Below are 17,571 nucleotides of genomic sequence, written 5' to 3' on the forward strand. Positions count from 1 at the left end.
CCCACTAGATTCGAGGTCGCCCGCGACCAACGCACGGATCCGGCGGCGCCAGCAAAGCGGCGACGCACGCCCGGATCGCCAAGGGGCCCTACAGCCCACAATTGTTCGAAAGGGGCCTTCGGTCCCACAAGGAGAACGGCATGAACCAAGAGGTCATGAATCTCTTCAACAACAACGCCCCGGCGCAGGTGTTCGATTCCATCCGGATTTCGCTCGCCAGCCCGGAAAAGATTCTGTCCTGGTCGTTCGGCGAGATCAAGAAGCCGGAAACGATCAACTACCGCACGTTCAAGCCCGAGCGCGACGGCCTGTTCTGCGCGCGCATTTTTGGCCCGATCAAGGACTACGAATGCCTGTGCGGCAAATACAAGCGCATGAAGTACAAGGGCGTCATCTGCGAGAAGTGCGGCGTCGAGGTCACGCTGTCGCGCGTCCGCCGCGAGCGCATGGGCCATATCGAGCTCGCCGCCCCGGTGGCGCACATCTGGTTCCTCAAGTCGCTGCCGTCGCGCATCGGCACGCTGCTCGACATGACGCTGAAGGACATCGAGCGGGTTCTCTATTTCGAGAACTACATCGTCACCGAGCCGGGCCTGACAGCGCTGAAGGAGCACCAGCTTCTCAGCGAAGAAGAATACATGATGGCCGTCGACGAGTATGGCGAGGACCAGTTCACCGCCATGATCGGTGCGGAAGCCATTCATGACCTGCTGGCCGGCATGGATCTGGAAAAGATCGCGGGCGACCTGCGCTCCGAGCTTGCCTCGACCACGTCGGAACTAAAGCAGAAGAAATATCTGAAGCGGCTGAAGGTCGTCGAAAACTTCATGGAATCCGGCAACCGTCCGGAATGGATGATCATGAAGGTCGTCCCCGTGATCCCGCCGGACCTGCGCCCGCTCGTCCCGTTGGATGGCGGCCGCTTTGCGACGTCGGACCTGAACGATCTCTACCGACGCGTCATCAACCGCAACAACCGCCTGAAGCGGCTGATCGAGCTGCGGGCGCCAGGCATCATCATCCGCAACGAAAAGCGCATGCTGCAGGAGGCGGTCGACGCTCTGTTCGACAACGGCCGCCGCGGCCGCGTCATCACCGGCGCCAACAAGCGTCCGCTGAAGTCGCTGTCCGATATGCTGAAGGGCAAGCAGGGCCGGTTCCGCCAGAACCTGCTCGGCAAGCGCGTCGATTATTCCGGCCGTTCGGTCATCGTGACCGGTCCGGAATTGAAGCTGCACCAGTGCGGCCTGCCGAAGAAGATGGCGCTCGAGCTGTTCAAGCCGTTCATCTACGCCCGCCTCGACGCCAAGGGTTATTCCTCGACCGTCAAGCAGGCCAAGAAGCTGGTCGAGAAGGAGAAGCCGGAAGTCTGGGATATCCTCGACGAGGTCATCCGCGAACATCCGGTGCTGCTCAACCGCGCGCCGACGCTGCACCGCCTCGGCATTCAGGCGTTCGAGCCGATCCTGATCGAAGGCAAGGCGATCCAGCTTCACCCGCTGGTCTGCACGGCCTTCAACGCCGACTTCGACGGCGACCAGATGGCCGTTCACGTGCCGCTGTCGCTCGAGGCTCAGCTTGAAGCCCGCGTGCTGATGATGTCGACCAACAACATCCTGCATCCGGCTTCCGGCGCGCCGATCATCGTGCCGTCGCAGGACATGGTGCTTGGTCTCTATTACCTGTCGATCGTCAACCAGAACGAGCCGGGCGAGGGCATGGTGTTTGCCGACATGGGCGAACTCCAGCACGCGCTTGAGACGAAGGCTGTCACTCTGCATTCCAAGATCAGGGGCCGCTTCCGCACCGTGGACGCTGAAGGCAATGTCGTATCGAAAATCCACGACACGACGCCCGGCCGCATGATTATCGCCGAGCTTCTGCCGAAGAACGTCAACGTGCCGTTCGAGACCGCCAACCAGGAGATGACCAAGAAGAACATCTCCAAGATGATCGACACCGTCTATCGCCATTGCGGTCAGAAGGAGACGGTCATTTTCTGCGATCGCATCATGGCGCTCGGCTTCAGCCATGCCTGCAAGGCCGGCATTTCATTCGGCAAGGACGACATGCTGATCCCGGATTCCAAGATCAAGCTGGTGTCCGACACCGAGGCGCTCGCCAAGGAATACGAGCAGCAGTACAATGACGGCCTGATCACCCAGGGCGAGAAGTACAACAAGGTCGTCGACGCCTGGGCGAAGTGCTCGGAAAAGGTCGCCGACGAGATGATGGCCCGCATCAAGGCCGTCGAGTTCGAGGACAACGGCCGCCAGAAGCCGATGAACTCGATCTACATGATGAGCCACTCCGGCGCCCGCGGGTCCCCGACCCAGATGCGCCAGCTCGCCGGCATGCGCGGCCTGATGGCCAAGCCTTCGGGCGAGATCATCGAGACGCCGATCATCTCGAACTTCAAGGAAGGCCTGACCGTCCTTGAATACTTCAACTCGACCCACGGCGCCCGCAAGGGCCTCGCGGACACCGCGTTGAAGACTGCGAACTCGGGTTACCTGACGCGCCGTCTCGTCGACGTGGCGCAGGACTGCATCGTCAACTCGATCGACTGCGGCACCGACAAGGGCCTGACCATGCAGCCGATCGTCGATGCCGGCCAGGTGGTCGCGTCGCTCGGCCAGCGCATCCTCGGCCGCACTGCGCTCGACGATATCAATCACCCGGTGACGGGCGATCTGATCGTCAAGGCGGGCACGCTGATGGACGAGCGCGACATCGAGCTGATCGAGAAGGCCGCCATCCAGTCGGTCCGCATCCGTTCGGCGCTGACCTGCGAGGTCAGGACCGGCGTCTGCGCGGTCTGCTACGGACGCGATCTGGCGCGCGGCACGCCCGTCAACCAGGGCGAGGCAGTCGGCGTCATCGCAGCGCAGTCGATCGGCGAGCCGGGCACGCAGCTCACCATGCGTACGTTCCACATGGGCGGCACGGCTCAGGTCGTCGATAGCTCGTTCCTGGAAGCGTCGTATGAAGGCACGGTCGAGATCCGCAACCGCAACGTGGTTCGCAACTCCGACGGCCAGCAGATGGTCATGGGCCGCAACATGGCGGTCCTGATCCTCGACGAAGCCGGCAAGGAGCGCGCCACGCACCGCGTCACCTATGGTTCGCGCATCTTCGTGGACGATGGCGACAAGGTGAAGCGCGGCCAGCGCATCGCCGAGTGGGACCCGTACACCCGCCCGATCCTCACCGAAATCGAGGGCAGGGTGGTGTTCGAGGATCTGGTCGACGGCATCTCCGTCCAGGAAACCGCCGACGAGTCGACCGGTATCACCAAGCGTGAGGTCATCGACTGGCGTTCGACCCCGCGTGGCTCGGATCTCAAGCCGGCGCTCGCAATTCACGACGTCAAGGGCAAGGTCGGCAAGCTCGCCAAGGGCGGCGACGCCCGCTTCCTGCTCTCGGTCGAGGCGATCCTGTCGGTGGAACCCGGCTCGATGGTGCGCCCGGGCGACGTGATTGCGCGTATTCCGATGGAAAGCGCGAAGACCAAGGACATCACCGGCGGTCTGCCGCGTGTTGCCGAGCTCTTCGAAGCGCGCCGTCCGAAGGACCACGCCATCATCGCCGAACTCGACGGCACGATCCGGTTTGGCCGCGACTATAAGAACAAGCGCCGCATCATCATCGAGCCGCATGACTCGACGCTTGAGCCGGTCGAATACCTGATCCCGAAAGGCAAGCCGTTCCATCTCCAGGACGGCGACGCGATCGAGAAGGGCGACTACATCCTCGACGGCAATCCGGCGCCGCACGACATCCTGGCGATCAAGGGCGTGGAGGCTCTAGCCTCGTATCTCGTCAACGAGATCCAGGAAGTCTACCGGTTGCAGGGCGTCTTGATCAACGACAAGCACATCGAGGTGATCGTTCGCCAGATGCTGCAGAAGGTCGAGATTACGGTGCAGGGCGATTCGACCTACATCCCGGGCGACCACGTCGACGTGATCGAGCTGGAAGAGGTCAACGATCGCCTGGTCGAGGAGGGCAAGAAGCCCGCCGAAGGCCAGCCGGTGCTGCTCGGCATCACCAAGGCCTCGCTGCAGACGCCATCCTTCATCTCGGCCGCTTCCTTCCAGGAGACGACCAGGGTGCTGACGGAAGCGGCGGTGGCCGGCAAAACCGACATGCTGCAGGGCCTGAAGGAAAACGTCATCGTCGGCCGCCTTATCCCGGCGGGCACGGGCGGTCAGATGAGCCAGATCCGGCGCATCGCCACCTCGCGCGACGAGCTGATCATCGACGAGCGGCGCAAGTCGTCGGGCGCCGAGACAGCCGAGCCGATGCTTACCGACATGACCAACGCCGCGGAATAATCGCGGCGTTCATCGAGAACGAAAAAAGCCGCCGGGGCGACCCGGCGGCTTTTTTTGTTCTGCCGTCGGCAGCCTCTTGCCTCGCGAACCGGAGCTTGTCTTCAGGTTTGACATTGACGCCAGCCGGTTCATAGTCGGCCACAGGCGGCGTAATCAACCATCCCGTGTGTCATCCGAGGAGGCACTCATGACGGACGCGGCACTTGGCGGAGGCGTTCAACCGGCGGCGGTTGAACCTAGCCTGCAACGGGTCATGGGTCCGTGGCTGCTCCTGCTTTTCATCGTAGGCGACATACTCGGCACGGGAATCTACGCGCTGACCGGGCAGGTGGCAAAGCAGGTGGGCGGAGTTGTCTGGCTGCCGTTCCTCGTGGCTTTCGTCGTGGCGGTCATAACGGCCTTCAGTTATCTCGAACTGGTGACGAAGTATCCGAAGGCGGCGGGGGCTGCGCTTTATGCGCACAAGGCGTTCGGCATCCACTTTGTGACCTTCATCGTCGCCTTCGCCGTGATGTGCTCAGGCATCACCTCCGCCTCGACGGCATCCCGTGCCTTCGCGGCCAACATGTCGAGTGCGTTCGGGCTCGATCTGGCAGGGGTAGGAATCACGCTGATCGGCCTCGCCTTCATGGCGGTCGTCGCCATCATCAACTTCCGAGGCGTCGGCGAAAGCGTGAAGGCCAATGTGGTGCTGACCTGCGTCGAGCTTAGCGGGCTCCTGATCATCATCGTCATCGGGCTGTGGGCGATCGGCGCCGGCGAAGGCGATGTCTCGCGCATCACGGAGTTCAAGTTCACGGCCGACACCAGCGCGTTCTGGGCGGTGATCGGAGCCACGACCCTGGCTTTCTTCGCGATGGTCGGCTTCGAGGACTCGGTCAACATGGCCGAGGAGTGCAAGAACCCTTCGGGCATATTCCCGAAGGTCCTGCTTACCGGCCTGCTGATCACCGGGCTCATCTATGTCCTCGTGTCGATCTCGTCGATCACCCTCGTGGCGCCCGAGCAGTTGGGCGAAGGCGAAACGCCGCTGCTCAAGGTGGTGCAGGCCGGCGCGCCGAACTTCCCGCTCTGGATATTTGGCTTCATCACCATGTTCGCTGTCGCCAACAGCGCGCTGATCAACATGCTGATGGCCAGCCGGCTGGTCTACGGCATGAGCCGGGAACACGTATTGCCGCCGGCTCTCGGAAAGGTCCACGTCTCGCGGCGCACGCCCTATGTCGCGATCGGCTTCACGACGCTGCTGGCTTTCGCGCTGATCACTTTCGTAGGCGAGGTTCCGGCCCTCGGCGGCACGACCGCGCTATTGCTGCTTTGCGTATTCACAGTGGTCAATATCGCCGTGTTGGTACTGCGCAAGGATGCCGCAGAGCATGAGCATTTCCGTACGCCGACCGTCCTGCCGGTGCTTGGGGCGCTTGCGTGCGCCTTTTTTGCGGGGCCGTGGACCGGTCGGGATCCGGTTCAGTATTGGATCGCCGGAATTCTGCTCGCGATCGGAATCGCGCTCTGGTTCGTCACGGTGGCGATAAATCGCGCAACCGGCGTGCAGCCGGCGGAACCGGTAATGGAAGATGTTGGCGGTCGTGGACCGGTGAACTGACCGCCTTGGTCAAACGCTCTCCTTGAACGTCACGATCGACACCTCGCCCTCAAGCGCGCCCTGCCAGGCGGAAAGATGTGGCTCGTCGTCGGGTTCGCCCTGCATGTCGCCGATCTGGTCGAGTTCCGCTTCGGCATAGCCCTCCTTCGCGAGCGCCTCGAGCGCCGTCCTCACGGCGGAATCGTCGTCCGGCGCGACCAGCATCACGTGGACGCCCTCGGACTTGCCACCCTTCCTGCGCCAGACCCGCCCGGTGATAATGGTGACCGGCCTTTCTTCATTGTCATTCATGTTGTGATTCCCGATTCCCTTGTCCGGAAGACCGCTTGCGCCTATCTGACGCCTTGCACCGGGTTTTTGCATGAAGCCGCGGCCTGCGACAGGCAAAACCGCGTCACTTTCTGTTTCGCATTTGCGAAAAGACGAAAGATAATGTCGCGGCCGCGGGCAGAGCGCGCCAAGCCCCGGTTTCGTTAAGATAATCTCGGATGCGGGGTTGACGGTTCGGGGCGTTGCGAGTAATACCCGCCTCGTCTGAACCGATGTGAGGTTTGGCTTTCCGGGGCGTCGCGCCTTGGAGTTTGCCTCAAACAAGGTTCGTTTTACGAGCGAAAACACATTTCCGGCGTGCATGAAGCGGCTTCCGCTTCCTCTGCTTTTTGTTCGGGCGGGACCGCGTTTAGCGGTTTGGGGCCCGAATTTGCGTATGGAAACAACGCTTGAAGCCGCCCGTGAATGGGCTCGAGACACGGAATTAGAGACAAGAGGGTTTTAATGCCTACCGTCAACCAGCTGATCCGCAAGCCGCGCATAGCGCCGGTGAAGCGCAACAAAGTTCCGGCCATGCAGGCTAATCCGCAGAAGCGGGGTGTCTGCACGCGCGTCTATACAACGACGCCGAAGAAGCCGAACTCCGCGCTCCGCAAGGTCGCGAAAATCCGCCTGACCAACGGCTTCGAGGTGATCGGCTACATCCCCGGCGAAGGCCACAACCTTCAGGAACACTCCGTGGTGATGATCCGCGGCGGCCGCGTGAAGGATCTTCCGGGCGTGCGCTACCACATCATCCGCGGCGTGCTCGACACGCAGGGCGTGAAGAACCGCAAGCAGCGCCGTTCGAAGTACGGCGCCAAGCGTCCGAAGTAAGAGTTTCCGGCTCAGGCGTTTGCCGCCGAGCTTCGAAGTTGAGAGACGAGAACCATGTCCCGACGTCACAGTGCAGAAAAGCGTGAGATCAACCCGGATCCGAAATTCGGCGATCTGATCGTCACGAAATTCATGAACGCCGTCATGTATGACGGCAAGAAGTCGATTGCCGAGACGATCGTCTACGGCGCGCTCGACCAGGTTCAGGCCAAGACCAAGCAAGAGCCGGTCACGGTGTTCCATCAGGCGCTCGACAATGTCGCGCCGCATGTGGAAGTGCGTTCGCGCCGCGTCGGCGGCGCCACCTATCAGGTTCCGGTCGACGTCCGTCCGGAGCGCCGTCAGGCGCTTGCGATCCGCTGGCTGATCACGGCTGCGCGCAACCGCAACGAAACGACCATGGTCGATCGCCTTTCGGGCGAACTGATGGATGCCGCCAACAACCGCGGCACGGCCGTCAAGAAACGCGAAGATACCCACAAGATGGCGGAAGCCAACCGCGCGTTCGCGCATTATCGCTGGTAACGGCGCGAACGGACAGTCAAAGAGGCACATCCCATGGCACGCGAATACAAGATCGAAGACTACCGCAACTTCGGCATCATGGCGCATATCGACGCCGGCAAGACCACGACCACCGAGCGCGTGCTCTACTACACCGGCAAGTCGCATAAGATCGGCGAAGTCCACGACGGCGCCGCGACCATGGACTGGATGGAGCAGGAGCAGGAGCGCGGCATCACCATCACGTCGGCCGCGACCACGACCTTCTGGAAGGGTCGCGACGGCAAGATGCGCCGCTTCAACATTATCGACACGCCCGGTCACGTCGACTTCACCATCGAGGTGGAGCGCTCGCTTCGCGTTCTCGACGGCGCGATCGCGCTTCTCGACGCCAATGCCGGTGTTGAGCCGCAGACGGAAACCGTTTGGCGCCAGGCCGACAAGTATCGCGTGCCGCGTCTGATCTTCTGCAACAAGATGGACAAGGTTGGTGCGGATTTCTACCGTTCGGCCGAGATGATCGGTTCGCGCCTCGGCGCGCAGGCTGTCGTTATGCAGCTGCCGATCGGTGCCGAGACCGAGTTCAAGGGTGTCATCGATCTCGTCGAGATGAAGGCGTTGGTCTGGCGCAATGAGGAACTGGGCGCGCAGTGGGACATCGTCGAGATCCCCGACGATCTGAAGGCCCGCGCTGAAGAATACCGCGAGAAGATGATCGAAGCGGCCGTCGATATGGACGAGACCGCGATGGAGAATTACCTCGAAGGCAAAATGCCTGAGAACGACGAGATCCGGTCGCTGATCCGCAAGGGCACGATCGCCGGCAAGTTCTTCCCGATGTTTTGCGGTTCGGCTTTCAAGAACAAGGGCGTGCAGCCGCTGCTCGACGCTGTCGTCGAATATTTGCCTTCGCCGCTCGACGTGCCTGCCATCAAGGGCGTCGACGCCAAGACGGACGCCGAGATCGAGCGCCATGCGGATGACAATGAGCCGCTGTCGATGCTTGCCTTCAAGATCATGAATGACCCCTTCGTAGGCTCGCTGACTTTCGCTCGCATCTATTCGGGCAAGTTGACCAAGGGCACCGCCGTTGACAACACGGTGAAAGGCAAGAAAGAACGCATTGGCCGCATGCTGCAGATGCATGCGAACTCCCGCGCCGACGTCGATGAGGCTTATGCCGGCGATATCGTAGCGCTTGCCGGCCTCAAGGATACGACCACGGGCGACACACTGTGTGATCCGGCGCATCCGGTGATCCTCGAACGCATGGAATTCCCCGATCCGGTCATCCAGATCGCGATCGAGCCAAAGACCAAGAACGACCAGGAAAAGATGGGCCTCGCCCTACATCGCCTGGCCGCCGAGGATCCGTCCTTCCGCGTCAAGACCGACGAGGAGTCCGGCCAGACTATCATCTCGGGCATGGGCGAACTGCACCTCGACATCATCGTCGACCGCATGCGTCGCGAATTCAAGGTCGAGGCCAATGTCGGCGCGCCGCAGGTGGCTTATCGCGAGACGATAACCCGCAAGCACGAGCAGGACTACACCCATAAGAAGCAGACCGGCGGTACCGGCCAGTTCGCCCGCGTCAAGATCATCTTCGAGCCGGATCCGGAAAGCACCGAGTTCCAGTTCGAATCGAAGATCGTCGGCGGCGCCGTACCGAAGGAATACATCCCCGGCGTCGAAAAGGGCATCAACAGCGTCATGTCGTCCGGCCCGTTTGCCGGCTTCCCGATGATCGGCGTGAAGGCCACTCTCATCGACGGCGCTTTCCACGATGTCGACTCCTCGGTTCTGGCATTCGAAATCGCCGGCCGCGCCTGCTTCCGCGAAGCGGCGCCCAAGCTCGGCGTGCAGCTGCTCGAGCCGATCATGAAGGTCGAGGTGGTGACGCCGGAAGACTATGTCGGCAATGTCATCGGCGATCTGAACGGCCGCCGCGGCCAGATCCAGGGTCAGGAGACCCGTGGTGTCGCCGTCGTTGTCAACGCAATGGTGCCGCTCGCCAACATGTTCAAGTACGTCGACAATCTGCGTTCGATGTCGCAGGGCCGCGCCCAGTACACGATGCAGTTCGACCACTACGAGCCTGTGCCGACCGCTGTGGCGCAGGAAGTCCAGAAGAAATACGCGTAGTTCCAGGGAACTGCGTCAGTCGCTTAATCAGTTGCCTTAACCGGCTAGGAATGGAGACCTCACATGGCCAAGAGTAAATTCGAGCGCACGAAGCCGCATGTGAACATTGGCACGATTGGCCATGTCGACCACGGCAAGACGTCGCTGACGGCTGCGATCACCAAGTATTTCGGCGAGTACAAGGCGTACGACCAGATCGACGCGGCGCCGGAGGAGAAGGCGCGCGGCATCACGATCTCGACGGCGCATGTCGAATACGAGACGGCGGCGCGCCACTACGCCCATGTCGACTGCCCCGGCCACGCCGACTATGTGAAGAACATGATCACCGGCGCCGCACAGATGGACGGCGCGATCCTGGTGGTTTCGGCCGCCGACGGCCCGATGCCGCAGACCCGCGAGCACATCCTGCTTGCCCGCCAGGTCGGCGTGCCGTCGATCGTGGTGTTTCTGAACAAGGTCGACCAGGTCGACGACGCCGAGCTTCTGGAGCTGGTCGAGCTCGAAGTGCGCGAGCTTCTGTCGAAGAACGAGTTCCCGGGCGACGACATTCCGATCGTCAAGGGTTCGGCGCTGGCAGCACTTGAAGACTCGGACAAGAAGATCGGCGAGGACTCGATCCGCGAGCTGATGGCTGCAGTCGACGCCTACATTCCGACGCCCGAGCGTCCGATCAACATGCCGTTCTTGATGCCGATCGAGGACGTGTTCTCGATCTCGGGCCGCGGCACGGTGGTGACCGGCCGCGTCGAGCGCGGGGTGGTCAAGGTCGGCGAGGAGCTGGAAATCGTCGGCATCCGCCCGACCACCAAGACGACCTGCACGGGTGTGGAAATGTTCCGCAAGCTGCTCGACCAGGGCCAGGCGGGCGACAACATCGGCGCGCTGTTGCGCGGCGTCGACCGTGAAGGCGTCGAGCGCGGCCAGGTTCTGGCCAAGCCGGGCTCGGTCAAGCCGCACAAGAAGTTCAAGGCCGAGGCCTACATCCTGACCAAGGAGGAGGGCGGCCGCCACACGCCGTTCTTCACCAACTACCGTCCGCAGTTCTATTTCCGCACGACCGACGTGACCGGCATCGTGCAGCTGCCGGAAGGCACCGAGATGGTGATGCCGGGCGACAATGTGACGGTCGATGTCGAGCTGATCGTGCCGATCGCCATGGAAGAGAAGCTGCGCTTCGCCATCCGCGAAGGCGGACGCACCGTCGGCGCCGGCGTCGTCGTGACGATCGTCGAGTAAGTTTGAACCAAACCGATCTGTCGCGGGCGCGAAAAGCCCGCGCCGCGCCAGAACAAGGAAGTGACGCATGAACGGACAGAATATCCGCATCCGCCTAAAAGCGTTTGACCACCGGGTGCTCGACGCCTCGACCCGCGAGATCGTGTCGACGGCAAAGCGCACCGGCGCCAACGTTCGCGGCCCCATTCCGCTGCCGACGCGGATTGAGAAATTCACGGTCAACCGCTCGCCGCACGTCGACAAGAAGAGCCGTGAGCAGTTCGAAATGCGCACGCACAAGCGGCTGCTCGATATCGTGGACCCGACGCCGCAGACGGTCGATGCTTTGATGAAGCTCGATCTGGCCGCCGGCGTCGATGTCGAAATCAAGCTCTAGGAGCTGAACCATGAGCCGGCCGGGTCATCCCGAAAGGCTCCTCTGAAGGAACAAGAGGCGTGGAGGGGCGATAGCCCCGACAGGGAACTCTGAAGGAAAACGAACCGATGCGTTCAGGTGTTATAGCACAGAAGTTGGGCATGACCCGCGTCTACAACGACGCCGGCGAGCATGTTCCGGTCACCGTTCTTCGCATGGAGAACTGCCAGGTCGTGGCCCAGCGCACGAAAGAGAAGAACGGCTACACCGCCGTCCAGCTCGGCGTGGGCCTGGCCAAGGTCAAGAACACGCCGAAGGCGATGCGCGGCCATTTTGCCGCGGCTAGCGTCGAGCCGAAGGCGAAGCTTGCGGAGTTCCGCGTCTCCGACGACAACATGCTCGACATCGGTGCGGAGATCACGGTCGAGCATTATGTGCCCGGTCAGAAGGTCGACGTGACCGGCACCACCGTCGGCAAGGGTTTCCAGGGCGTCATCAAGCGCCATAATTTCGGTGGCGGCCGCGCCAGCCACGGCGCCTCGGTGTCGCACCGTTCGCACGGCTCGACCGGCCAGCGCCAGGACCCCGGCAAGGTGTTCAAGGGCAAGAAGATGGCCGGCCACATGGGCTCGACCCGCGTGACGACACAGAATGTCGAGGTCGTTTCGACCGATACGGACCGTGGCCTGATCCTGATCCGCGGTGCGGTTCCGGGCTCGAAGGGTGCATGGATCCTGGTTCGCGACGCCGTCAAGGAAGCGCTTCCTGAAAACGCGCCGAAGCCGGCTGGCATTCGTGCGACGCAGAAGAATGCTCCGGCCAATGAGGGAGCGGAATAATGGATCTCAAAATTTCAACGCTTGGCGGCGAAGACGCCGGCAAGGTCAAGCTCTCGGAAGAGATTTTCGGCCTCGACCCGCGCGAGGACATCCTGCAGCGCGTGGTGCGCTGGCAGCTTGCCAAGAAGCAGCAGGGCACGCACAAGACCAAGGGCCGCGCCGAAATCGCGCGCACCGGCGCCAAGATGTACAAGCAGAAAGGTACGGGCCGCGCCCGCCACCATTCGGCTCGCGCTCCGCAGTTCCGCGGCGGCGGCAAGGCACATGGCCCGGTTGTCCGCAGCCATGAGCACGACCTGCCCAAGAAGGTCCGCGCGCTCGGCCTGAAGCATGCGCTTTCGGCCAAGGCCAAGTCGTCCAGCCTGATCATCATCGATGATCTGAAGCTGACCGAAGCCAAGACGAAGGCGCTGATCGCGAACTTCGAAAAGCTGGGCCTGACCAACGCACTGATGATCGGCGGTGCCGAGCTTGACGTGAATTTCAAGCGCGCGGCCACGAACATCCCGAACATCGACGTGCTGCCGATCCAGGGCATCAACGTCTACGACATTCTGCGCCGCGGCACGCTGGTCCTTTCGAAGGCCGCCGTCGAGGCTCTCGAGGAGCGCTTCAAATGACCGATCTCCGACACTACGACGTGATCGTCAGCCCGGCGATCACCGAAAAGTCGACCATGGCTTCCGAACAGAACCAGGTCGTCTTCAACGTCGCCAAGAAGGCCACGAAGCCGGAAATCAAGGCCGCCGTCGAGGCGCTGTTCAGCGTCAAGGTGACGGCCGTCAACACCCTGATCCGCAAGGGCAAGGTGAAGCGTTTCCGCGGCACGATCGGCCGGCAGAGCGATGTGAAGAAGGCGGTTGTGACGCTGGCCGACGGTCAGTCGATCGACGTCGCGACGGGTCTCTGAGAGCCGCGAGGACAGTAAGATGGCATTGAAAAACTACAAACCGATAACGCCCAGCCTTCGCCAGCTGGTCCTCGTCGACCGCTCGGCCCTCTACAAGGGCAAGCCGGTCAAGGGCCTGACTGAAGGTCTGACCAAGTCGGGCGGCCGCAACAATCACGGCCGCATCACCGCCCGCTTCATCGGCGGCGGCCACAAGCGGTCGTACCGCATCATCGACTTCAAGCGCCGCAAGTTCGACGTGCAGGCGACGGTCGAGCGGATCGAGTATGACCCGAACCGCACCGCCTTCATCGCGCTGATCAAGTATGACGACGGCGAGCTGAACTACATCCTGGCGCCGCAGCGCCTCGCCGTCGGCGACAAGGTGATCGCCGGCGAAGCTGTCGACGTGAAGCCGGGCAACGCCATGCCGCTTTCGGCCATGCCGGTCGGTACCATCGTCCACAATGTCGAGCTGAAGCCCGGCAAGGGCGGCCAGATCGCGCGTTCGGCCGGTTCCTACGCCCAGCTCGTCGGCCGCGACCAGGGTATGGCGATCCTGCGCTTGAATTCGGGTGAGCAGCGCGTCGTCAGCGGCACGTGCATCGCCACCGTCGGCGCGGTCTCCAACCCGGACCACGCCAACATCAACCTCGGCAAGGCCGGCCGCAAGGTCTGGCTCGGCAAGCGCCCGCACAATCGCGGCGTGACCATGAACCCGGTCGATCACCCCCATGGCGGCGGCGAAGGCCGTACCTCGGGCGGACGCAATCCGGTGTCGCCGTGGGGCAAGCCGACCAAGGGCAAGAAGACGCGGTCCAACAAGGCGACCGACAAGTTCATCCTGCGCTCGCGTCATCAGCGCAAGAGCTAAAGAGAGGTAGGCGGAAGTGACCCGTTCAGTTTGGAAAGGCCCGTTCATCGACGGCTTTCTCTTGAAGAAAGCCGAGAAGGTGCGCGAAGGCGGCCGTAGCGAAGTGATCAAGATGTGGAGCCGCCGCTCTACCATTCTGCCGCAGTTCGTCGGCCTGACCTTCGGCGTCTACAACGGCCAGAAGCACATCCCGGTCTCCGTGTCGGAAGACATGGTCGGCCACAAGTTCGGCGAATTCGCCCCGACCCGGACCTATTACGGTCACGGCGCGGACAAGAAAGCGAAGAGGAAGTAACATGGGCAAGGCCAAAGCTCCGCGCAGGCTTGCTGACAACGAGGCGCGTGCGGTTCTCCGCACCATCCGCATCAGCCCGCAGAAGCTGAACCTCGTTGCCGCGCTCATCCGCGGCAAGAAGGTGGCGACTGCGCTGTCGGATCTCGAATTTTCGCGCAAGCGCATTTCCGGCACCGTCAAGAAGACGCTGGAATCGGCGATCGCCAATGCCGAGAACAATCACGACCTCGACGTCGACGCCCTCGTGGTGGCCGAAGCCTATGTCGGCAAGTCGATCGTCATGAAGCGTTTCCATGCGCGTGGCCGCGGCCGCGCCAGCCGGATCGAGAAGCCGTTTTCGCACCTTACGATCGTCGTTCGTGAAGTCGAAGAGAAAGGGGAGGCCGCCTGATGGGTCAGAAAATCAATCCGATCGGTTTCCGTCTTGGCATCAACCGCACCTGGGACTCGCGCTGGTACGCAAACACCGGCGAGTACGGCAAGCTTCTGCATGAAGACATCAAGATCCGCGAATACCTGAAGAACGAGCTGAAGCAGGCCGCGATCTCCAAGGTCGTCATCGAGCGTCCGCACAAGAAGTGCCGCGTCACCATCCATGCCGCCCGTCCTGGCCTGATCATCGGCAAGAAGGGCGCCGACATCGAGAAGCTTCGCAAGAAGCTGATGGAGATGACGAAGTCGGAGACGCACCTGAACATCGTCGAGGTGCGCAAGCCCGAGATCGACGCCATCCTGGTCGCGCAGTCGATCGCGCAGCAGCTTGAGCGCCGCATCGCGTTCCGCCGCGCCATGAAACGTGCGGTGCAGTCGGCCATGCGTCTGGGCGCCGAGGGTATCCGCATCAACTGCTCGGGCCGTCTCGGCGGCGCCGAAATCGCGCGCATGGAGTGGTACCGCGAAGGCCGCGTGCCGCTGCACACGTTGCGCGCCGATGTCGATTACGGCACGGCCGAAGCCAAGACGGCTTACGGCATCTGCGGCGTCAAGGTCTGGGTGTTCAAGGGCGAGATCCTCGAGCATGACCCGATGGCTTCGGAACGCCGCGCCACCGAAGGCGATCATTCGCATGGCGGAGGCGATCGTGAACGCGGCCGCCGGCGCGAAAACGCCTGATAAGCATAGGAATTTGGAGTAAGAACGATGCTGCAGCCAAAGCGCACAAAGTTCCGCAAGCAGTTCAAGGGACGCATCCACGGGCTTGCCAAGGGCGGCACGAATCTGGATTTCGGCGGCTTTGGCCTGAAGGCGATGGAGCCGGACCGCGTCACCGCGCGTCAGATCGAGGCGGCCCGCCGCGCGATCACCCGCGAGATGAAGCGCCAGGGCCGCGTCTGGATCCGCGTGTTCCCGGACGTTCCGGTGACCTCCAAGCCGACCGAAGTCCGCATGGGCAAGGGCAAGGGCGCGGTTGATTTCTGGGCCTGCCGGGTCAAGCCGGGCCGGGTGATGTTTGAGATCGACGGCGTTTCCGAGGAAGTGGCGCGTGAAGCGCTGCGCCTCGGCGCGGCGAAGCTCTCGGTCAAGACGCGCTTCGTTCAGCGCATCGCAGAATAAGGGAAGGGCTGATCATGAAAGCCTCTGACGTCAGGGTAAAGACCCAGGACCAGCTCAACGACGAACTGGCCTCGCTGAAGAAGGAGCAGTTCAACCTGCGCTTCCAGAAGGCGACCGGCCAGCTCGAGAAGACCGCGCGCGTCAAGCAGGTCCGCAGGGACATAGCGCGCATCAAGACCATCGCCGCCGAAAAATCGGCCGGCAAGAAGGCTTAAGGACGAAAAACATGCCAAAGCGCATTCTGCAGGGCACCGTCGTCAGCGACAAGAACGAGAAGACGGTCGTCGTCAAGGTCGAACGGCGCTTCACGCATCCCGTGATGAAGAAGACCGTGCGCCAGACCAAGAAATACAAGGCGCATGACGAGAACAACGCATGCAAGGTCGGTGACCAGGTCTTCATCCAGGAGTCGGCTCCGATCTCCAAGGACAAGCGCTGGGTCGTCATCACCGAAGCCCAGGCTCAATAACGAAATTTTGGACAAGCCGGGCAGGGCGCATGACGCCACTGTCCACGAATAAAGAAGGCGGCCAGTCATGATTCAGATGCAAACAAACCTCGACGTCGCGGATAATTCCGGCGCCCGTCGTGTCATGTGCATCAAGGTGCTGGGCGGCTCGAAGCGGAAATACGCTTCCGTCGGCGACATCATCGTGGTGTCGATCAAGGAAGCCATCCCGCGCGGCCGCGTTAAGAAGGGCGATGTGATGAAGGCGGTCGTGGTTCGCACGGCCAAGGACATCCGCCGTCCGGACGGCAGCGTGATCCGTTTCGACAAGAACGCGGCCGTTCTCGTCGACAACAAGAAAGAGCCTATCGGCACGCGCATCTTCGGCCCGGTTCCGCGCGAACTGCGCGCCAAGAACCACATGAAGATCATCTCGCTCGCGCCTGAAGTGCTGTAAGGAGCCGGAAAAATGCAAAAGATTCGCAAAGGCGACAAGGTCGTCGTCCTGGCCGGCAAGGACAAGGGCCGTACCGGCGAAGTGCTCAGCGTGGCACCGAAGGACGACAAGGCGGTCGTTCGCGGCGTCAACATGATCCGCCGTCACCAGAAACAGTCCCAGTCCCAAGAGGGCGGGATCATTACCAAGGAAGCGCCGATCCATTTGTCGAACATCGCGCTGGCCGACCCCAAGGACGGAAAGCCGACCCGTGTCGGCTTCCAGATCCAGAAGGACGGCAAGAAGGTGCGCGTGGCAAAGCGCTCGGGAGAAGTTATCAATGGCTAAGGCAGAATATCAGGCCCGCCTGAAGACGGTCTACAACGAGACCATCCGCAAGGCGCTGCTCGAAGAATTCAAGTATGAGAACGAGATGGAGGTTCCGCGCCTCGACAAGATCGTGCTCAACATGGGCGTCGGCGAGGCGACCGCGGATTCCAAGAAGCCTTCGATTGCGGCTGCCGACCTGGCGCAGATCGCCGGCCAGAAGCCGGTCATCACCTATGCCCGCAATTCGATCGCCGGCTTCAAGGTCCGCGAGAAGATGCCGATCGGCACCAAGGTGACGCTTCGCAAGGAGCGCATGTACGAGTTCCTGGATCGCCTGGTCAACATCGCGCTGCCGCGCGTTCGCGACTTCCGCGGCCTGAACCCCAAGAGCTTCGATGGCCGCGGCAACTATGCCATGGGCATCAAGGAACACATCGTGTTTCCGGAGATCAACTACGACAAGGTTGATCAGATCTGGGGCATGGACATCATCGTTTGTACGACTGCGAAGACGGACGACGAAGCCCGGGCGCTGCTCAAGGCTTTCAACTTCCCCTTCCGCCAGTAACGGCAG

At 62.1% G+C, this 17,571-nt stretch carries 21 protein-coding genes; 20 read left to right on the forward strand and 1 reads right to left on the reverse strand.

Annotation, left to right across the window (positions count from 1 at the left end; genetic code table 11):
* The first annotated feature begins 140 nt into the window (after window positions 1–140).
* Window positions 141–4,337, forward strand: a complete 4,197-nt coding sequence (rpoC, locus tag ACG873_RS08765; protein WP_394891369.1) for a DNA-directed RNA polymerase subunit beta' — start codon at window positions 141–143, stop codon at window positions 4,335–4,337.
* Between the two features lie 187 nt (window positions 4,338–4,524).
* Window positions 4,525–5,943 (forward strand): APC family permease, encoded by a 1,419-nt coding sequence (locus tag ACG873_RS08770; RefSeq protein WP_394891370.1) that lies wholly within the window; start codon window positions 4,525–4,527, stop codon window positions 5,941–5,943.
* Window positions 5,944–5,952: 9 nt separating this feature from the next.
* Here ACG873_RS08770 and ACG873_RS08775 read toward each other — a convergent pair whose 3' ends face one another.
* The gene (locus ACG873_RS08775; RefSeq protein ID WP_394891371.1) at window positions 5,953–6,234 is read right to left on the reverse strand and encodes a transcriptional regulator; all 282 of its coding nucleotides are present in this window, start codon (window positions 6,232–6,234) and stop codon (window positions 5,953–5,955) included.
* A gap of 483 nt (window positions 6,235–6,717) precedes the next feature.
* Between ACG873_RS08775 and rpsL the strand changes: the two genes are divergently transcribed.
* The 18 genes from rpsL to rplE all read left to right on the forward strand — a co-directional run bounded on the left by rpsL (window position 6,718) and on the right by rplE (window position 17,565).
* Window positions 6,718–7,089, forward strand: coding sequence for a 30S ribosomal protein S12 (gene rpsL, locus ACG873_RS08780; protein WP_008837709.1), 372 nt, complete (start codon window positions 6,718–6,720; stop codon window positions 7,087–7,089).
* Window positions 7,090–7,143: 54 nt separating this feature from the next.
* Window positions 7,144–7,614, forward strand: a complete 471-nt coding sequence (gene rpsG, locus ACG873_RS08785; RefSeq protein WP_165113660.1) for a 30S ribosomal protein S7 — start codon at window positions 7,144–7,146, stop codon at window positions 7,612–7,614.
* 33 nt (window positions 7,615–7,647) lie between these two features.
* Complete coding sequence (fusA, locus tag ACG873_RS08790; protein WP_394891372.1) at window positions 7,648–9,738, forward strand: elongation factor G; 2,091 nt, start codon at window positions 7,648–7,650, stop codon at window positions 9,736–9,738.
* 63 nt (window positions 9,739–9,801) lie between these two features.
* Entirely contained in the window at window positions 9,802–10,977 is a 1,176-nt protein-coding gene (gene tuf, locus ACG873_RS08795; protein WP_394891356.1) for an elongation factor Tu, read from the forward strand.
* A gap of 67 nt (window positions 10,978–11,044) precedes the next feature.
* Window positions 11,045–11,353: a 30S ribosomal protein S10 gene (gene rpsJ / locus ACG873_RS08800; RefSeq protein ID WP_006205468.1), complete on the forward strand. Its 309-nt coding sequence runs from the start codon at window positions 11,045–11,047 to the stop codon at window positions 11,351–11,353.
* 107 nt (window positions 11,354–11,460) lie between these two features.
* Complete coding sequence (gene rplC, locus ACG873_RS08805) at window positions 11,461–12,171, forward strand: 50S ribosomal protein L3 (protein WP_394891373.1); 711 nt, start codon at window positions 11,461–11,463, stop codon at window positions 12,169–12,171.
* A complete protein-coding gene (gene rplD / locus ACG873_RS08810; RefSeq protein WP_394891374.1) occupies window positions 12,171–12,791 on the forward strand; it encodes a 50S ribosomal protein L4 in 621 nt (206 codons plus the stop codon). The genes rplC and rplD overlap by 1 nt, the downstream gene beginning before the upstream one ends.
* Window positions 12,788–13,081, forward strand: a complete 294-nt coding sequence (locus tag ACG873_RS08815) for a 50S ribosomal protein L23 (RefSeq protein ID WP_394891375.1) — start codon at window positions 12,788–12,790, stop codon at window positions 13,079–13,081. The genes rplD and ACG873_RS08815 overlap by 4 nt, the downstream gene beginning before the upstream one ends.
* Before the next feature lie 19 nt (window positions 13,082–13,100).
* Entirely contained in the window at window positions 13,101–13,934 is an 834-nt protein-coding gene (gene rplB / locus ACG873_RS08820; protein ID WP_394891376.1) for a 50S ribosomal protein L2, read from the forward strand.
* Window positions 13,935–13,950: 16 nt separating this feature from the next.
* On the forward strand, window positions 13,951–14,229 hold the full coding sequence (gene rpsS, locus ACG873_RS08825) for a 30S ribosomal protein S19 (protein WP_008837718.1): 279 nt from the start codon (window positions 13,951–13,953) through the stop codon (window positions 14,227–14,229).
* Between the two features lies 1 nt (window position 14,230).
* The gene (rplV, locus tag ACG873_RS08830; RefSeq protein WP_008837719.1) at window positions 14,231–14,620 is read left to right on the forward strand and encodes a 50S ribosomal protein L22; all 390 of its coding nucleotides are present in this window, start codon (window positions 14,231–14,233) and stop codon (window positions 14,618–14,620) included.
* Window positions 14,620–15,342 carry a 30S ribosomal protein S3 gene (rpsC, locus tag ACG873_RS08835; RefSeq protein WP_394891377.1) on the forward strand — a complete coding sequence of 241 codons (723 nt, stop codon included), beginning with the start codon at window positions 14,620–14,622 and terminating at the stop codon, window positions 15,340–15,342. Before rplV ends, rpsC begins: the two co-directional genes overlap by 1 nt.
* A gap of 27 nt (window positions 15,343–15,369) precedes the next feature.
* Window positions 15,370–15,783 (forward strand): 50S ribosomal protein L16, encoded by a 414-nt coding sequence (rplP, locus tag ACG873_RS08840; RefSeq protein ID WP_394891378.1) that lies wholly within the window; start codon window positions 15,370–15,372, stop codon window positions 15,781–15,783.
* 14 nt (window positions 15,784–15,797) lie between these two features.
* The gene (gene rpmC, locus ACG873_RS08845) at window positions 15,798–15,998 is read left to right on the forward strand and encodes a 50S ribosomal protein L29 (protein WP_008837722.1); all 201 of its coding nucleotides are present in this window, start codon (window positions 15,798–15,800) and stop codon (window positions 15,996–15,998) included.
* Between the two features lie 11 nt (window positions 15,999–16,009).
* Window positions 16,010–16,252 carry a 30S ribosomal protein S17 gene (gene rpsQ / locus ACG873_RS08850; protein WP_008837723.1) on the forward strand — a complete coding sequence of 81 codons (243 nt, stop codon included), beginning with the start codon at window positions 16,010–16,012 and terminating at the stop codon, window positions 16,250–16,252.
* A gap of 67 nt (window positions 16,253–16,319) precedes the next feature.
* On the forward strand, window positions 16,320–16,688 hold the full coding sequence (gene rplN, locus ACG873_RS08855; protein WP_006205457.1) for a 50S ribosomal protein L14: 369 nt from the start codon (window positions 16,320–16,322) through the stop codon (window positions 16,686–16,688).
* A gap of 12 nt (window positions 16,689–16,700) precedes the next feature.
* Window positions 16,701–17,015 (forward strand): 50S ribosomal protein L24, encoded by a 315-nt coding sequence (rplX, locus tag ACG873_RS08860; protein WP_394891379.1) that lies wholly within the window; start codon window positions 16,701–16,703, stop codon window positions 17,013–17,015.
* A complete protein-coding gene (rplE, locus tag ACG873_RS08865) occupies window positions 17,008–17,565 on the forward strand; it encodes a 50S ribosomal protein L5 (protein ID WP_394891380.1) in 558 nt (185 codons plus the stop codon). Before rplX ends, rplE begins: the two co-directional genes overlap by 8 nt.
* The last annotated feature ends 6 nt before the right edge of the window (window positions 17,566–17,571 follow it).

Source organism: Allomesorhizobium aridi, from assembly GCF_043769475.1.
GTDB lineage: Bacteria > Pseudomonadota > Alphaproteobacteria > Rhizobiales > Rhizobiaceae > Allomesorhizobium.

Bases quoted from the DNA above. Each gene is read 5' to 3' on its own strand.
- rpoC (WP_394891369.1), top strand. From the start codon at position 141: ATGAACCAAGAGGTCATGAATCTCTTCAACAACAACGCCCCGGCGCAG.
- ACG873_RS08770 (WP_394891370.1), top strand. From the start codon at position 4,525: ATGACGGACGCGGCACTTGGCGGAGGCGTTCAACCGGCGGCGGTTGAA.
- ACG873_RS08775 (WP_394891371.1), bottom strand. From the start codon at position 6,234: ATGAATGACAATGAAGAAAGGCCGGTCACCATTATCACCGGGCGGGTC.
- rpsL (WP_008837709.1), top strand. From the start codon at position 6,718: ATGCCTACCGTCAACCAGCTGATCCGCAAGCCGCGCATAGCGCCGGTG.
- rpsG (WP_165113660.1), top strand. From the start codon at position 7,144: ATGTCCCGACGTCACAGTGCAGAAAAGCGTGAGATCAACCCGGATCCG.
- fusA (WP_394891372.1), top strand. From the start codon at position 7,648: ATGGCACGCGAATACAAGATCGAAGACTACCGCAACTTCGGCATCATG.
- tuf (WP_394891356.1), top strand. From the start codon at position 9,802: ATGGCCAAGAGTAAATTCGAGCGCACGAAGCCGCATGTGAACATTGGC.
- rpsJ (WP_006205468.1), top strand. From the start codon at position 11,045: ATGAACGGACAGAATATCCGCATCCGCCTAAAAGCGTTTGACCACCGG.
- rplC (WP_394891373.1), top strand. From the start codon at position 11,461: ATGCGTTCAGGTGTTATAGCACAGAAGTTGGGCATGACCCGCGTCTAC.
- rplD (WP_394891374.1), top strand. From the start codon at position 12,171: ATGGATCTCAAAATTTCAACGCTTGGCGGCGAAGACGCCGGCAAGGTC.
- ACG873_RS08815 (WP_394891375.1), top strand. From the start codon at position 12,788: ATGACCGATCTCCGACACTACGACGTGATCGTCAGCCCGGCGATCACC.
- rplB (WP_394891376.1), top strand. From the start codon at position 13,101: ATGGCATTGAAAAACTACAAACCGATAACGCCCAGCCTTCGCCAGCTG.
- rplV (WP_008837719.1), top strand. From the start codon at position 14,231: ATGGGCAAGGCCAAAGCTCCGCGCAGGCTTGCTGACAACGAGGCGCGT.
- rpsC (WP_394891377.1), top strand. From the start codon at position 14,620: ATGGGTCAGAAAATCAATCCGATCGGTTTCCGTCTTGGCATCAACCGC.
- rplP (WP_394891378.1), top strand. From the start codon at position 15,370: ATGCTGCAGCCAAAGCGCACAAAGTTCCGCAAGCAGTTCAAGGGACGC.
- rpmC (WP_008837722.1), top strand. From the start codon at position 15,798: ATGAAAGCCTCTGACGTCAGGGTAAAGACCCAGGACCAGCTCAACGAC.
- rpsQ (WP_008837723.1), top strand. From the start codon at position 16,010: ATGCCAAAGCGCATTCTGCAGGGCACCGTCGTCAGCGACAAGAACGAG.
- rplN (WP_006205457.1), top strand. From the start codon at position 16,320: ATGATTCAGATGCAAACAAACCTCGACGTCGCGGATAATTCCGGCGCC.
- rplX (WP_394891379.1), top strand. From the start codon at position 16,701: ATGCAAAAGATTCGCAAAGGCGACAAGGTCGTCGTCCTGGCCGGCAAG.
- rplE (WP_394891380.1), top strand. From the start codon at position 17,008: ATGGCTAAGGCAGAATATCAGGCCCGCCTGAAGACGGTCTACAACGAG.